The following is a 14,333-nucleotide window of genomic DNA, read 5'->3' on the forward strand; positions in this document are numbered from 1 at the left end:
TCATTGACAGAATTACATGTCGGAACTATAATTGCTATAGCAAATAAATGGGGGTCTGTCCTTGAATAATATTGATCATTCGTTAGGCTTTATCATCAATCATGCCGGCCGCAGATTAAGTCAGCTGCTTTCGCTTCATTATCAGCCGTACGACATCACCACGGAGCAGTGGACGGTATTAAACCGGTTGTCGGAGCGGGATGGAATCACTCAAAAGGACTTGGCCCATAGAGCGGAAAAGGACCAGACCAACATCACGCGAATACTGGACCAGCTGGAGCGCAAGGGCCTCGTCGAAAGAAGGCCGAACGCCGTCGACCGGAGATCCTTTTTAACGTTCATTACAGACAAGGGGAGATCGTTAAATCAAGTGCTGCTGCCTATTGAAAGTCGGGTAGTCAGCTCCGTTCTGGACGGACTGTCGGAGGAAGATGTTGAACGGCTTAGGGCGGCGTTGATCCAAATTACCAAGAATGCGAACAGAACCATTAACGAGTTGGAGGAAACGCTTTGAACAGGGAAAGAGACTTATGGAATCGTGATTTTGTTGCTGTATGCCTCAGCAGCTTTTTTTATTTATGACTTTTTACATTTTGGCGGTTACGCTTCCGATCTTTGTCACGGATTCATTAAAGGGGGGACAGGAGCAAATCGGGCTTGTGATGACGGTTTTTGTCATTGCGGCGGTGATTTTCCGGCCTTTGGCGGGCAAATGGACCGACGAGTTGAATAAGCGCAAAATCGTCATGCTGTCGCTTCTGCTTTTTATGGGTTGTACGGCTGTATATACGATCATCGATAATTACTATGCGCTGCTTGCCTTGCGGTTTATACACGGCATTGGATTCGGAATCGCTGCGACGGCGACGGGGGCGATTGCCGTTGGATTGGTTCCCGACCGCCGTAAAGGGGAGGGGATCGGCTATTTTAGCTTGTTTATGAGCCTGGCGATGGTCATCGGGCCCTTCCTGGGGCTAACGATTATAGAGCGCTACAATGCGTTTATTTTATTTGTTTTTTGTGTCATTCTCGCCTTATTGTCGTGTATCTTCGGGTTCGTTGTCCGGGTCCCGGAACAGGAGGGGCGGAAGACGGCAGAGCGAGCCACAGGCTGGAGGAAATGGTTCGAACCGAGGGCGCTGCCCATTTCTTTGGCCGGAAGTACGTTGGCTTTTTCCTACGGAGCGATTACCACTTTTATCTCCGTTTATGCCAAGGATCTGGGAATGGGGCCTTTGGCAAGCTATTTCTTTATCATTTTTGCTGCGATAATTGTTTTATCCCGTCCGTTTACAGGAAAAATATTCGATCGATTAGGCGCGCACGTGCTGGTTTACCCGGGGTTACTGCTGTTTACGCTAGGCATGATCGGGTTAAGCCTGGCTCAAACACCGTTTGTGTTTTTGGTTACAGGCGGCATCATCGGGCTCGGATTCGGCGCGCTTATCCCGAGCTTCCAAACCATAGCGGTTCAATCATCGCCGGACCATCGGCGAGGCGTGGCCACGGGGACCTACTTTGTGCTGTTTGATACCGGTTACGGCCTGGGCGCTTATCTGCTGGGCATCATAGCAGCCAGTACAAGCTATCATACGATGTATTTCATCGCAGGCCTTATCGTTGCTTGTACGGGGGCCATTTATTATGGCCTGCACCACCGGAAGTTCGCCGTTATGAAATCTTCCGGTGCGGTGGATAAAAAGGCGATTTGAACTGGATATCTGTTTACATCAAGAGGTGCCGGAATGAATTTTACGATTGTCATCTTATGTTTAATATGGGGATTTAACTGGGTTATTATGAAGCAGGCGAATTCGGTTTTTCCCCCGGTGTTGTTTGCAGGCTACAGGTTTGGGCTGGGCGCGGCAGTGCTCCTGGCCTTTTATGTTTATAAAAGGGTTCCGCTGCCGGATAAAAAGGATTGGAAATGGATTATCGCTTGCGGTCTCCTCCATACGACTTACTTCAATATAGCGATACAACTTTCTTTGAATGAGATGAGCGCGGGATTAACCTCCGTTCTGACGTACAGCATGCCGCTTTGGCTAACGGTGATGGCTCATTTTTGGATCCCGGGAGAACGGTTGACCCTCTCCAAAATGGCGGGAGTGCTCCTGGGCATAGCCGGATTGTTTTTGGCCCTCGATGTGCATTGGGGAGGGGGATTTGGCGCTTTTCTTCTGGCCTTGTCGTCGGGGATGGCATGGGCGGTATCCACGGTCATTATGAAGCGGAAGCTGGTTCATTGCGATAATATGCAGTTTACGACATGGCAGATGGCTGTGGGGGCCGTCGGGCTTTACCTGTATTCCTTGTGCTTTGAGCATGGCGAAAGCCGCTGGGGGATCATGCCTGTCATTTATATTGTTTTTGCGGGAGTGATCGCGTCGGCGCTTGCGTTTATACTTTGGTTTCGTATTTTGTCTACACTGGAAGCGAGCAAAGCGTCGATCTTGCTGCTGATGGTTCCGGTTATCGGAGTTTTATCAGGCTATCTTGTGCTGAACGAAAGTCTCAACCCTGCAACCCTGGGCGGAATCGTCTGTATTCTTGCCGGGGTATGGCTTGTTCATGCCCAAAAACCGGAGCTGCGCAAAAAAAATACAATGGTGAATTTTCCTGCGGAAAATGATACACTTTAAACGGCTGAAGCACTTTAGGTACCCGAACAAAGGGAGGGGCTTACAGTGCTTTACTGGTTTAAGGCATGGCGTTATGGTATGAAAATCAAGCGGGTTGGAGGATCTGGTTTGCTATGAAGATCAAGATTTTACTGCTGGCCCCCTATCGAGGATTGAAAGAATTAGCTTTAAGCCTTGCGTCGGAACAGACGGATTTGGATATTACGGTAAAAGAAGGCGACCTTGAAGAAGCCTTGGCCATATATAAGCATCTGGAAAACGAGAAATTCGACATCATTATCAGCCGGGGAGGAACGGCGAATCTTCTTCGGGACCATGTGCCCCAGCCCGTGGTTGAAATTCCCTTGTCGGGCTTCGATCTCCTTCGTACGCTAACCTTGGTCAAAGACTATAAGGGGAAGCTCGAAATGGTGGCTTTTCCGAATATTTGCGATGACGTGATTGCCGTCTCCCACTTGATGGGGATTGATATTCCTTATACAGTGATCCATGAAGAATTGCAGGTGGAGGGGATTATCCGGCAAGCCAAAAAAAAGGGCGTTCAAGTGATCGTAGGAGATACCGTCACCATACGGCTGGCGAAGAAGCACGGATTGCAGGGCGTCTTGATTACATCGGGAAGAGAGTCTGTCATCGAGGCCTTTCATCATGCCAAACAAGTATATCAGGTGCTGCTACAGGCGAATAAGAAATACCGGGCTTACGAAGCGCTGCTCCATGAGCTGGAAGAAGGGATTGCGATGGCAGACGAGCAGGGGAGGATCAGCTTTTCCAATCCCGGCTTTCGCCGTTTCATGCAGCTGTTCGGAGAACCCGGGGAAACGGCCAATCCCTCTTTAGTAGAATTGTTTCCGGATTGGATGTCCATGGTGCAGACCGTCAATGAAAATAAAAAAGCGATCTCCTACGTAAACATTGGAGGACGGCAGCTGCAGTGGACCTTGGGGATTTTTGAAGAGGACAGGCATCGGCGTCTTTATTATGTAAGAATAAAATCACTCCGGGATGCAGAGGACGAACTGGAAATCAAGTATGCGCAGCCTCCCGTCCATTCGTTTACCCAGATTCTAGGGTCGGCCAGGGAAGGCAAGAAGGCCATCGAGCAAGCGAAGAAAGCCGCCGCCGAGCATCTGATTACGTTGTACGGAGAAGAGGGGACGGGCAAAAAATATATAGCCGGGGCCATTCACGGATCACTGGAACCCAAGAACGATTGGTTTATTGAATTGACTGTCAAGGAGGGCACCCCCGGTGCGCTTTCCAGATTAACAGATGCGCTGTCCGGGATTGAAAACGGAACGGTTTATCTCAAAGGGTTGGAAAAGTTCGATGAGCTCAGTCAAGCCGCCATTAGCCGATGGCTGGAGCGGCAGCCCAACAAGGTTATCATGTCCTTTAAGGAATCACCCGAGGTCATGTTGGACAAAGGGGCCGTAGGCCAAGAGCTGTATGAGCTGATTTCAAAACACCCTGTTTATATTCCGTCCCTGCGCGAAAGGATGGAAGATCTGGATGAGTATATCCGTTATTTTATTGGAAAATGCAATGAAAAGTACGGAAAACAAATCGTCGGCATCCGCAACGATGTGCTGGAAAGGATGTCTGAATATGCTTGGAAAGGAAACCTCGAAGAGCTTGAACAAATGGTCGATTCCTTCGTGAGAATTTCGAAAGGGCATTATATTGAAAATGATGTGCTGTCCCTGATTCCATCAGATACCGGAAAAAGCGCGTCCCGCAGCGGCACGGTGGAAATCGATATTCATCAAACGCTGGAGGAAATCGAGCAGGAGATTATTCAACGCGTGCTTGCGGAGGAAAAGATGAACCAATCCAGAGCGGCCAAACGGTTAGGCATCACGAGAGCTACCTTATGGAGAAAGCTGAAGGAGACAAAAAACGGGTAAGAGTGTTTTAATTTTAAACACTTTTGCCCGTTTTTTTATAAAATCAAAAGTTTATATTGATTTACTATGCATTAACTATTATGATTTAGAATAGTAAGAGTTAGAAAATAAAAGCGATTTTACAGGAATGTGTATAAATTTTAAACAGTCCGTGTTTAAAAGAGGTGAATGTGTTGAAATTAGCGATGATTGCCGATGATCTGACAGGAGCCAATGATAGCGGAGTGCAGTTGGCCAGATACGGTTTGAATACGTCGGTATTGTTCGAGCTGGATGAAACGGCCTTCGATCAGGACGCGGTTGTCATTGATACGGATAGCCGATGGCTGCCTCAAAGCCAGGCGTATGACAAAGTAAAAAAAGCGTCGCAGGTGCTTAAATCGGGCAGCTTTGATGTAATTTACAAAAAGTGGATTCTACCCTGAGAGGAAATCTGGGCACGGAGATCGATGCTTTATACGACGTTTTTCATCCGGATTTTGTCGTCATTGCACCGGCGTATCCGAGGAATGGCAGAACGACCGTCAAAGGTATTCACTACCTTTATGGAAGGCCCTTGGGCGAGACGGAAATCGCAAGGGACCCGAAAACCCCTGTCCGTGATTCCTATATCCCGAGCATTGTGCAGGGTCAATCGGAGCGGCCGGTGGCTCTGGTCACTTATGAGGAGCTGCGATCCGGCTTTGAACAGGTGCAGGCCAAGCTAAAGCAATGTCGGGAGGATCAGATCCGGTATATCGTATTTGACGCCGAACGGGAAGAAGATTTGCGGCTTATTGTTCAACTGATGTCCCGAAGCGGCCACTCCGTTTGCTGGGTAGGCTCTGCAGGGCTGGCTAATTATTTGCCGGAGGTCTACGGGCTGCAGCCGAAGCGGATTGAGCTGGATATCCCGCGGGATCCAAAGCCGGTGCTGCTTGTGGCCGGCAGTGTAAGTTCAACGACCCGGAAACAGCTGGATATTGTCCTTGAGCAGCCTCATATTAAAGGTATTGAAATGCGTTCCTCTTTACTTGTCGCTGATGAGGCGTCCCGTGAGGCGGAAATGCAAAGAGTATATGAGCAAGCCAAGCGGGCGCTCGAGGATCAGGTGGATATTGCTTTATTTTCCTCCGGAAGGCCTGAAGATATTGAAGAGGCCCAGCGGCTGGGAAAAAAGAACGGAATGGACGAAAGTGCAGTGAGCAATTCGATATCCGCCGCGCTGGGAACGGTCACTTCCCGTCTCACCGAAGCCTGCGAAGTAAAAGGCTTGGTGTTAACCGGAGGGGATACGGCAAAGCAAGTTTGTATGCAGCTTGGTGTGACCGGATTTCATCTCATAGCCGAAGTGGAAACCGGTATTCCGCTCGGCCGAACGATCGGGTCCAGGCCCATGTATGCCATCACCAAAGCGGGGGCGTTCGGAACGGATTTATCGCTGCTTAACTCCATACAAAAGCTCAAGGGGGAATAAATCGTATGAAACCAGTAATTGGCATAACGATGGGTGATGCGTCCGGTATCGGTCCGGAAATTATCGTGAAAGCGCTGCAATCGGCTCAGGTATACGAGCAGTGCAAGCCGGTTGTCATAGGCGATTATAAAATTCTGGAACGCGCCAGAAATATCGTGCAGGCCGATGTGAAGATTCATAAAATCAGTCAGCTTAGCGAGGCCCTGTTTCAGCATGGCACGATAGACTGCGTCGATCTGGATCTGTTGCTTGAAGACCTGCCGTTCGGGCAAGTATCGAGCGAGGCGGGCAACGCAGCCTTCCAATTCATTAAAAAGGCCGTGGAACTCGCGCAAGCAAAGGAAATTCATGCCATCTGTACCGCGCCGCTGAATAAAGAAGCCCTTCATAAGGGAGGACATCTGTATCCGGGACATACCGAAATTCTGGCTGAATTAACCGGCACGGAGGACTACTCCATGCTGCTGTCCTCTCCGAATTTGAAAGTCATTCATCTCACCACCCATGTGGGATTGATTAAAGCGATCGAGATGATTAATCCGGAAAGAACGTATACGGTCATCAAGCTGGCTCATGAGACGCTTACCCGTGCGGGGAAGATCCGGCCGAGCATTGCGGTATGCGGGATTAATCCTCATGCCGGCGAGAATGGATTGTTCGGAAACGGGGAAGAAGAAGAGAAGCTGATTCCGGGCATTGAGAAAGCCAAGGCAGAGGGCATCAACGTCACGGGGCCGTACCCGGCGGATACGTTATTTTTCCGTGCGGTCCGCGGGGATTTCGATATCGTGGTCGCCTGCTACCATGACCAAGGCCATGGTCCGATCAAGGTATTGGGATTGGAAGAGGGAGTCAATATCACGGTCGGATTAAAGGGCGGGATCATTCGCACCTCTGTAGATCATGGAACCGCCTTTGATATCGCCGGTAAAAATATTGCCGACGAGCGGAGCATGCTGGCCGCCATACGGGATGCCATTGAGCTGGCACCTAAAGATCTGCAATAAGAATAGGAAAGAGCCTGTGATCCTTGATAGGAAAGCAGGCTCTTTCTTGACCGCCGGTTCACATATAGCGTATCATGAATATAATTGGATAAAGCGTGGGGGTCCGAGGAATCGGGCTGAGAGTACGGCTAGTCCGCCGTTAACCATTTGAACCTGTTGGGTCATGCCAGCGTAGGGAGAGGTGAGAGACACACTTTGCTATGGGCAAGGTGTGTTTTTGTTAGTAGAAAGCAGGGGGGATCAAGGTGGTCTACCTGGAGTTTCAAGGCGTTAGTCACAACTATAACGGAGAGCAGCAGGTCATTCATGGCCTGCATCTGCAGGTGCAGGAAGGGGAGTTCGTTTCCCTGGTCGGCAGAAGCGGCTGCGGCAAGACGACCTTGTTAAAGATGGCGGCGGGCCTGCTCGCGCCTGACGAAGGGACGGTCCGGATCGCGGACAAGCCGGTCACGGAGCCGCAAACCCAAGTTGGCGTTGTCTTTCAAGCGCCTACTTTACTGGAGTGGCAGACGGTAAGGGATAATGTCCTGCTGCCGGTGTCTTTGGTCCGCAAGCCGACCCGAGCCGACCGGGAGGCCGCGGACGCCTTTTTGGAACGCATGGGCCTGGCTCAGCATGCCGATAAGTATCCCGCCGAGCTGTCCGGCGGTCAGCAAAGCCGTGTGGGCATTGCCCGGGCTTTGATGCGAAACCCGTCCTTGCTGCTGATGGACGAGCCTTTCGCCGCATTGGACGCTTTGACAAGGGAGTCTTTGCAGGAGGACCTTCTCCAGCTGTGCAGGAGCAGGAAGATGACGGTCCTTTTTATCACCCATGACATTACGGAAGCCGTGTATTTATCGGATCGCGTCATTGTTCTTCATGGAGGAGGCATTGCCGGGGAGTACTCCGTGCCATTACCCGATTTACGCCATTATGAGATGCGCTATGACGGCGAATTTAACCGGGTGTGTCTGGCGGTGAGACAGGCGATGGAAGGAGGGGAGCGGAAGTGATTCGGAATGCTGTCCTGCCGGTCGGGCTTTTGGTGCTGATGATCGCCGCGTGGGAGGGATTTGTCCGCTCCAGCGGGGTCTCGGAGTTGGTACTGCCTGCCCCGTCTGTCATAGCCGATACCTTGTGGACGGGCCTGGTCACGGGATATTTTACGAAGCATATCGGCCAAACGCTGCTGGAAATTGTGCTCGGCTTGCTGCTGGGCGGCTTGTTCGGGGTTCTTTGCGGGATCGCGATGGGTGAATGGGCGTGGCTAAGACGGCTTTTATCCCCTTATATCGTGGCCAGTCAAGCGGTGCCCAAGCTGGCGCTGGCGCCGCTGTTTATGATCTGGTTCGGATTCGGGACCACCCCCAAAGTCGTCATCACGGCGCTAATTTCCTTTTTTCCTCTGCTGGAAAGCACCGTTACCGCTATTCACTACGTAGATCCGTTGAAGCGGGACTTGTTCCGGGTGCTGGGAGCCTCCCGGTGGCAGACGTTGATCCGGCTCAAGCTGCCGGCGGGATTGCCCGGTATGTTCTCAGGGCTTCGCGTCGCTGTGGTGCTGGCTGTAGTCGGGGCGGTGGTCGGCGAATTTATCGGGGGAAACCAGGGCCTCGGGGCTTTGATCATAGCCTCCCAGGGGATGATGGACACGCCTCTGATGTTCGCTGTACTGCTGCTGCTCACCGTGCTCGGAATGATTTTATATCAGATCATTATTGTTCTGGAGAGGGTCAAGTTAAAACCGTATAAAAGGGAGAAAGACAAATGAAAAAATATACTATCGCAGCGATCCTGATGTTGGCGGGGAGCCTGCTGTTATCGGCATGCGGGACCCCATCGTCGAATGAAACCGGTTCGGCTCAACCGGCCGCCGGGACGCCGGCGCAGACGCAAAAGGTGATCATGGCCAGCTGGAGCAAGCCGATCACCGAACAAACGAATCTTTATTATGCGGAGGAGCAAGGCTGGTTTAAGGAAAAGGGCATTGACTTTACGTTTGTTCCGGGCGCCGGAGGCGGAGATGCGATTAAGAACATCCTGTCCAAGCAGGCCGACATTGCGTTTACAGACCCGGGTTCCTTGTACTTTGCTTTGGATAAAGGCGAGAAGCTGCGCGTCATTTATAACATTTATCCTCAAAATGTATTTAATATCGTTTCTTTAAAGGATAAGAACATCCGGGAACCTAAGGATCTCAAAGGGAAAAAAATCGGCGTATACAGTTTATCCAGCGGCACCCGCCATAACCTGCTGGTTGTTCTCCATCAGGCGGGCCTGACGGAGAAGGATGTCACGATCGTGGAAACCGGAGTATCCAATTTCGCTCCTCTGATCCAAGGGCAGGTAGACGCAACGGCAGCCACCGATACCGGTCTGGCCGATGCGATGCTGAAAGGACTCGGAGATGTGAATGTCATCAACGTGAAGGACTACCTGAATGTACCGAGCGACGTGTTCGTTGTGACCGAAGAGACCTTCCAGCAGAAGAAAGAAATGCTGAGGAGCTTTCTTGAGGTCTATAAGAAAAGCGCCGAATGGATGATTCAGAATCCTGACGCGGCGGCTGAACTGGCTTTGACGAAAGCGATCGACGGAAAAGATAAGCAGCGCAACGGAGAAATCATCAAGCTGCGCAATGAATCGACGGTATCCGAAGATACGGACAAAAACGGACTTGGATGGCTGGATGCGTCTATTCTGCAGGAAGGCGCCGACGTATATAAGAAGCTGGGTTTGATCCAAAATGACTTGAAGCTCAGCGACATCGTGACCAATGACCTGGTTCCGAAGAAGTAATCGCCGCAGGTGTGAGCGGTATCGGGCTTTACAATAATGGGAGTGGTGTTATAGGGAGGGGGAATCCAAATTGAAGGCGGAATCGAGAGAAATCGTACAACATATTCTGGGGTATATCGGACGCTTTTCGGCAGGCGATGTGACGGAGGCTGAATCGGAGGCTTCGTTTCAGGAAGCGGCTTTAAAGCTGTTTCGCTATCAGTTTCAACACAATGCAGCGTACAAGAAATATTGCCAGGCCCGGCGTAAATCCCCGTTAACGGTTAGGGATTGGCGGGAGATTCCGCCGATCCCGATTCAGGCGTTTAAAGAGCTGACACTATCCTGCGAGCCGGCGGAGGAAGCGGAAGCCGTATTCATGACCAGCGGAACGACGAATGCGGACAAGCGGGGCAAGCATTATCATCCGACCTTGGAAGTATGGGATGCATCGATGGTCCCTCCTTTCAAGCATTATGTGCTTCCGGACCGTGACCGGATCACGGTATTGGTGCTGTCTCCCGCGGCCGATTTGAACCGCAATTCGTCCCTCTCCCGTTATTTGACGAAGGCTGTGGAGCATTACGGCACATCCGGCAGCCGTTATTTTTACTCGCAGGAGAACGGTTTGGATATGGAAGGGGTTCTGGCGTCACTTCAGGAGTGTACGGCTCGTAACGAACCGGTGCTTCTGATCGGGGCTACTTTTGCTTATGTGCATTTGCTGGATTACTGTGCAGACCATTCATTTCAAGTCGAGCTTCCGCAGGGCAGCCGCCTGTTTGATACAGGCGGTCTGAAAGGGCAGTCCCGGGAGATCACGGCGGAGGAGCTGTACCGGAAGATCGAAGATCATTTCGGGCTGAATCGCGAGTCCTGTGTGAATATGTACGGGATGACGGAGCTCAGCTCGCAAATCTATGATCAAACGATACGCAGCCGCGTACTGACGGGCCGTGCCGTACATGAGAAGGCGAATCCCCCCTGGATTCGGACGCTTGTTCTTAACCCCGACACATTGGAGCCGGCTCCAGACGGGGAAACCGGTGTTCTGGCCCACTATGATCTGGGGAATTGGAACTCGGCATTCGCTGTTCTCACGGAGGACATGGGGTATAAGAACGAACGCGGGCTTGTCCTGCTGGGACGGATCAAAGGCTCGGAGGCCCGCGGGTGCTCCATAGCCATCGATCAGTTGATGAGTTCCCATAAGAAGCAGGTGAAAGCATGAACTCAAGTGAGGCGGTGACCGTAAGACCTGCGTACAAAGTCCCAAGCGGCATCCGGCCGGGTTCGTTTACGGAGCGGCTTTACGATGGTCCGCAGGGAACGCTGGTTCTTCAATACCCGGATTTGACACCGGAGTTGATGGCGGACATTACCCGGGAACTATCCGTACGGCGGAGGGAATATTTGGCCCGCTTAAGAACGGAACAGATTGTTGAGCGATTGGACCTGGCCGTTCGCCAATGGCTGGACCCGGACTATGAGCTCCGCCGGTTGGCGGAGGCTTGGCTGCCGGTGATTACGGGCTACGACGGGGAAATGATTCGGCTCGAACTTAAACGCTTCTTCCGGACCTTTCGCCGGAAGGAGCTGCTTCGCTTTCTGGACGTGGAATTCGATGCCTCGGAGGTGCTTGATGAGTTCCGGCCGATGAAAAACGGCGGAATGAGCCGGGCGTACGGGCCTGAGCTGTTATTTCACGTCTTTTCCGGCAATGTGCCCGGGCTTCCGATCTGGAGCCTGGTCATGGGAATCTTGTTGAAATCGGCGAATCTGGGCAAGACGTCCTCGGCCGAGCCGCTGATGGCTGTGCTGTTTGCGGAATCGTTGGCGGAAGTGGACCCCGCACTCGCGGACTGCCTGGCCGTGCTGCCGTGGAAGGGCGGCAATGAAGTGCTGGAGCGGCCTGTCATCGAGGCGGCAGAGGCGGTCGTCGCTTACGGCTCGCAGGAAACGGTGGAAAAGCTGCGGTCGCGAGTGCCGGGGACCAAGCGCTTTATCAGCTACGGCCATAAGGTCAGCTTCGCGATGATCGGGCAGGAGGCGCTGACCCCAGACCGCTATCGCGAAACCGCCCGGAGGTTGGCGGAGGACGCATCGATCTATGATCAGCAGGGCTGCCTGGCTCCGCACAGTGTGTTCGTCGAAGAAGGCGGCGCGGTATCGCCGCGGCAGTTCGGGCAGCTGCTCGCCTCCGAGATGGAACGCTATCACGAGAAGAAGCCCCGGGCCGTGCTGTCGGACGAGGAATCGATGGCTATTCACGCGGTGAGACAGCGGTTTGAAATGATGAGTTTGCGGGGAGAACCCGCAGCGGTCTATACGAGTCGGACCGGAACGGATTGGACCGTCATTTATCACGGGCGGCCCGGCTTCGAGGCTTCTCCATTGAACCGGACGATTCATGTGTTTGCGTGCGAGTCCCTGGAGTCGGCCGCCGAACAGATCCGGCCTTACCGGGAGGTTTTGCAGACGGTGGGCCTCGCTGTCGGTCCGGACCGGTTAGAAGCGGTGGCAGGGCTGCTTGGCATGTACGGCGCCACCCGCATCTGCGCGGTCGGGGAGATGTCGCGGACGCCCTCGGGCTGGCACCATGACGGACGCTTAAATCTGCTCGATTTGGTCCGCTGGGTTGATTTGGAGAGAAGCGTGGAGCAGGATGCCGAACGGTATGATCCCGATGTGGAGTAGGGGGATAGGAATGGACTTTGCGGGAAAAACGGTTTTGGTCACAGGCGCAAGCCGGGGCATCGGCGCAAGTATTGCCAAGGCGTTCGGTGCTCTGGGCGCTTTGGTTATCGTCAACTATAAAAGCAATGAAAAGTCGGCCTGGGAAGTGGCGGAGCACATCCGGCAGACGGGAGGAGAGGCCGTGGCGCTGCAGGCCGATGTCACGGACGGGGCGGCGGTGCAGCGGATGGTCTCCGAAGCGGTGGAGGCTTTCGGCGGAATCGACATCGTTGTCAATAATGCGCTCAGCCATTACAGCTTCAACCCGAAGCAGCGCGCAACGGCATGGAATATCGAATGGGACGACTATCAAAGACAACTGGACGGCAGCCTCGGCGGGGCGTTTCATGTTTGCAAGGCGGTGATTCCCCACATGAAGGAACGAAACGGCGGCCGGATCGTGAATATGGTCACCAATCTGATTGATTTTCCGGTTGTCCCGTATCATGATTACACAACGGCCAAATCGGCCCTGCTTGGTTACAGCCGCAATCTGGCTGCAGAGCTTGGAGCTTTCGGAATTACGGTCAACTGTGTGGCGCCCGGACTGACGTACCCCACCGACTCAAGCCGGGAGACGAAGGAAGATGTCAAGAATGCGATCATCCGTCTGACGCCGATGGGACGGTTGGCTTCTCCGAATGATATTACAGGAGCCGTTTTGTTTTTTTCCTCGGAGTGGGCGGCCTTTATCACAGGACAATGCTTAAGGGTAGACGGCGGATTGACGATGCATTGATCAAAATGAGGAACGAGTAAGGAGGTTCATATGGTGGACATTCAACAAGCGGTCGCTGTGTTGGAAAAGGTACGGGAAAAGAGCCCGTTGGTACACAATATTACCAATATCGTTGTGACGAACTTCACCGCCAACGGGCTGCTCGCCTTAGGCGCTTCTCCCGTCATGGCTTATGCCAGGGAAGAAGTGGCGGATATGGCCAAAATAGCCGGGGCGCTGGTATTGAATATGGGCACGCCGAATGAAGAGGTTGTTCATGCGATGCAGGTTGCCGGCCAATCGGCGAATGAGCACCGGGTACCTGTGGTATTCGATCCGGTAGGAGCGGGAGCCACCCCTTATCGAACGGCAACGGCACGCCGAATCATGAAGGACATCAAGGTCTCGATTCTTAGGGGGAACGCCGCCGAAGTGGCCAATGTCATTGGGGAAGCGCGGAGCATCAAGGGCGTCGATGCCCTGGAGGCGGGAGGCGATGCAGCGGAGCTTGCCCGTCAAGCGGCCCGGACGCTGGGGGTCGTCGTGGTCGTTACCGGGAAGGACGATATGGTAAGTGACGGAAAGATCGTCTATAAAGTCAGCAACGGTACCCCTTTGCTTACCAGGGTCACCGGGACGGGCTGTTTGCTAACCTCGGTGATCGGCGCATTCGCGGCCGTCGAAAAGGATCTGACATTGGCCGCGGCAGCGGCCCTGGCTTATTACGGAGTGGCCGCAGAGAAGGCTGTCGAGGTGTCCGGAGCCGATCGCCCGGGCACTTTTCAGACCGAATTTCTAAATCAGCTGCACCTGACGGATGGGGCCGCGCTGCGTGAACATGCGGCGATTCACGTAGAGTAGGTGCCGTACGTGACCAAGGAAACCGAGAATGCCAAATCCTGTCCGCTTTGCGGTATTTGCAAAGCCTGTCTTGATGCATTTGAAGGGAAAATGACAGGCGAATAATTGGATATATCGTATGGCACAGGCCCTGCCGGTTGTCGGATGGTTTACCGCGGTTTGAAGTCATTCATCCGTGATCCGGCACTAGCGGGGCCGCTGCATAAAAAATATTTTTAGTCATTGACAAAAGATGCAAGTGTGTTA

At 52.9% G+C, this 14,333-nt stretch carries 12 protein-coding genes and 2 pseudogenes; all 14 read left to right on the top strand.

Annotated features, from left to right (window positions below; translation table 11 throughout):
• Positions 1–61: 61 nt before the first annotated feature.
• Complete coding sequence (locus EXW96_RS00555) at positions 62–514, top strand: MarR family winged helix-turn-helix transcriptional regulator (protein WP_217437203.1); 453 nt, start codon at positions 62–64, stop codon at positions 512–514.
• Positions 511–1,712 (top strand): annotated as a pseudogene (locus tag EXW96_RS00560) (MFS transporter). The gene EXW96_RS00555 and the pseudogene EXW96_RS00560 overlap by 4 nt, the downstream one beginning before the upstream one ends.
• Before the next feature lie 33 nt (positions 1,713–1,745).
• A complete protein-coding gene (locus EXW96_RS00565) occupies positions 1,746–2,642 on the top strand; it encodes a DMT family transporter (RefSeq protein ID WP_174349583.1) in 897 nt (298 codons plus the stop codon).
• A 113-nt stretch (positions 2,643–2,755) separates the two neighbouring features.
• The gene (locus EXW96_RS00570) at positions 2,756–4,549 is read left to right on the top strand and encodes a sigma-54-dependent Fis family transcriptional regulator (RefSeq protein WP_174349584.1); all 1,794 of its coding nucleotides are present in this window, start codon (positions 2,756–2,758) and stop codon (positions 4,547–4,549) included.
• Between the two features lie 185 nt (positions 4,550–4,734).
• Positions 4,735–5,336: pseudogene (locus EXW96_RS27065) on the top strand (four-carbon acid sugar kinase family protein); the annotation flags it as partial.
• Positions 5,337–6,005, top strand: a complete 669-nt coding sequence (locus tag EXW96_RS27070) for a nucleotide-binding domain containing protein (protein ID WP_254611155.1) — start codon at positions 5,337–5,339, stop codon at positions 6,003–6,005. It begins immediately after the preceding pseudogene.
• Positions 6,006–6,010: 5 nt separating this feature from the next.
• Positions 6,011–7,012: a 4-hydroxythreonine-4-phosphate dehydrogenase PdxA gene (gene pdxA, locus EXW96_RS00585; RefSeq protein WP_054816988.1), complete on the top strand. Its 1,002-nt coding sequence runs from the start codon at positions 6,011–6,013 to the stop codon at positions 7,010–7,012.
• 245 nt (positions 7,013–7,257) lie between these two features.
• On the top strand, positions 7,258–8,007 hold the full coding sequence (locus tag EXW96_RS00590; RefSeq protein ID WP_235594189.1) for an ABC transporter ATP-binding protein: 750 nt from the start codon (positions 7,258–7,260) through the stop codon (positions 8,005–8,007).
• Complete coding sequence (locus EXW96_RS00595; RefSeq protein ID WP_054816989.1) at positions 8,004–8,765, top strand: ABC transporter permease; 762 nt, start codon at positions 8,004–8,006, stop codon at positions 8,763–8,765. The genes EXW96_RS00590 and EXW96_RS00595 overlap by 4 nt, the downstream gene beginning before the upstream one ends.
• Positions 8,762–9,793, top strand: coding sequence for an ABC transporter substrate-binding protein (locus tag EXW96_RS00600; protein ID WP_062410242.1), 1,032 nt, complete (start codon positions 8,762–8,764; stop codon positions 9,791–9,793). Before EXW96_RS00595 ends, EXW96_RS00600 begins: the two co-directional genes overlap by 4 nt.
• 70 nt (positions 9,794–9,863) lie before the next feature.
• Positions 9,864–11,003: a LuxE/PaaK family acyltransferase gene (locus tag EXW96_RS00605; protein ID WP_062410243.1), complete on the top strand. Its 1,140-nt coding sequence runs from the start codon at positions 9,864–9,866 to the stop codon at positions 11,001–11,003.
• On the top strand, positions 11,000–12,469 hold the full coding sequence (locus EXW96_RS00610; protein WP_074729855.1) for an acyl-CoA reductase: 1,470 nt from the start codon (positions 11,000–11,002) through the stop codon (positions 12,467–12,469). Before EXW96_RS00605 ends, EXW96_RS00610 begins: the two co-directional genes overlap by 4 nt.
• 10 nt (positions 12,470–12,479) lie before the next feature.
• The gene (locus tag EXW96_RS00615; protein ID WP_074729854.1) at positions 12,480–13,247 is read left to right on the top strand and encodes a 3-oxoacyl-ACP reductase; all 768 of its coding nucleotides are present in this window, start codon (positions 12,480–12,482) and stop codon (positions 13,245–13,247) included.
• Positions 13,248–13,277: 30 nt separating this feature from the next.
• Positions 13,278–14,087, top strand: a complete 810-nt coding sequence (gene thiM / locus EXW96_RS00620; RefSeq protein WP_171006011.1) for a hydroxyethylthiazole kinase — start codon at positions 13,278–13,280, stop codon at positions 14,085–14,087.
• Positions 14,088–14,333: the final 246 nt, after the last annotated feature.

This window comes from Paenibacillus sp. JMULE4 (genome assembly GCF_013337105.1).
Lineage (GTDB): Bacteria > Bacillota > Bacilli > Paenibacillales > NBRC-103111 > Paenibacillus_G > Paenibacillus_G naphthalenovorans.